This window comes from Pseudoalteromonas sp. SG43-7 (assembly GCF_014164295.1).
GTDB lineage: Bacteria > Pseudomonadota > Gammaproteobacteria > Enterobacterales > Alteromonadaceae > Pseudoalteromonas > Pseudoalteromonas rhizosphaerae.
This window is the reverse complement of the sequence record NZ_JACJEY010000146.1, coordinates 1-1194: the sequence shown is the minus strand read 5'-3', so window position 1 is coordinate 1194 and position 1194 is coordinate 1. Positions and strand designations below refer to the sequence as shown.

Below are 1194 nucleotides of genomic sequence, written 5' to 3'. Positions count from 1 at the left end.
AAGCACGACTTTGCCCAAGGACCTACAACGAAACTAGCTAAATCAGACAGTAAACAGTTAAAGCAAGAAATAAAACAGCTGCAAAAAGAGCTTAATCGTAAAGATAAAGCCTTAGCTGAAACAGCCGCTCTGCTTGTTCTCAAAAAAAAAGCGGATGCACTCTGGGGTTTCAACGAGGACGATTAACAACACAGGCTGAGCGACATGAATTAATAACGCTTATTACAAACGCGCAGGATTCAGGGGCAAGGAAAGAAAAAGCATGTGAGTTACTTGGGCTGACGGTAAGAACCGTTCAGCGGTGGATTGAAGCAGACGATATGACTGACAAGCGAACGAGTACGAAAAAACGGCCGCCAAACCGTCTCACAGAGTTAGAGCGGCAGCGTATTATTAATACGGTTAACTCAACTGAGTATGGGCATTTACCGGCCAGTAAAATAGTCCCCAAGCTGCTTGATAACGGTATATGGATAGCGTCTGAAAGTTCATTTTATCGTGTCATGAAGGCACATAACTTATTAACGCATAGAGAAAAAGTAAAGCCAGCTAAGCCGATGAAAAAGCCAAGAGCATTGAAGGCAGTACGTGCAAATGAAGTATACACTTGGGATATCACCTATTTACCAACGAGCGTAAAAGGGCAATTTTTATACTTATATTTAGTGATGGACATTTTTAGTCGAAAGGTTGTTGGCTGGCAGGTTTACGACACACAGTTAAGTGAATTAGCCGCAGATTTAATGAAGGATATTTGCAGTCGGGAGCAAATAAAGCGCGAGCAAGTCACGTTGCACTCAGATAATGGTAGCCCAATGAAAGGCGCGACATTACTGGCAACATTACAGGAGTTAGGGATTGTGCCATCATTTAGTCGACCGTCAGTAAGTAATGACAATCCATACTCTGAGTCGTTATTTAAAACGTTAAAGTATCGCCCAGAATACCCAGAAAAGGCATTTGAAGATATAAGCGCAGCAAGAGAATGGGTAAGTGGGTTCGTTGATTGGTACAATAATGAGCACCTACACAGTGGTATAAAATTTGTGACGCCAAATCAACGTCATTTAGGTTTAGATAAAGAGATATTAGCCAAGCGTCAGCAGGTAAACGACGCAGCTAAATTGAATAACCCAAGTCGTTGGTCAGGAAAGTCACGAGATTGGTCAATGATAAACGAAGTAAATTTGAATC

Annotated in this window: 1 pseudogene; it reads left to right on the top strand. The window is 41.8% G+C overall.

Annotated elements, in window-relative coordinates:
• A pseudogene (locus H5200_RS23165) lies at positions 1 to 1194 on the top strand (IS3 family transposase); the annotation flags it as partial.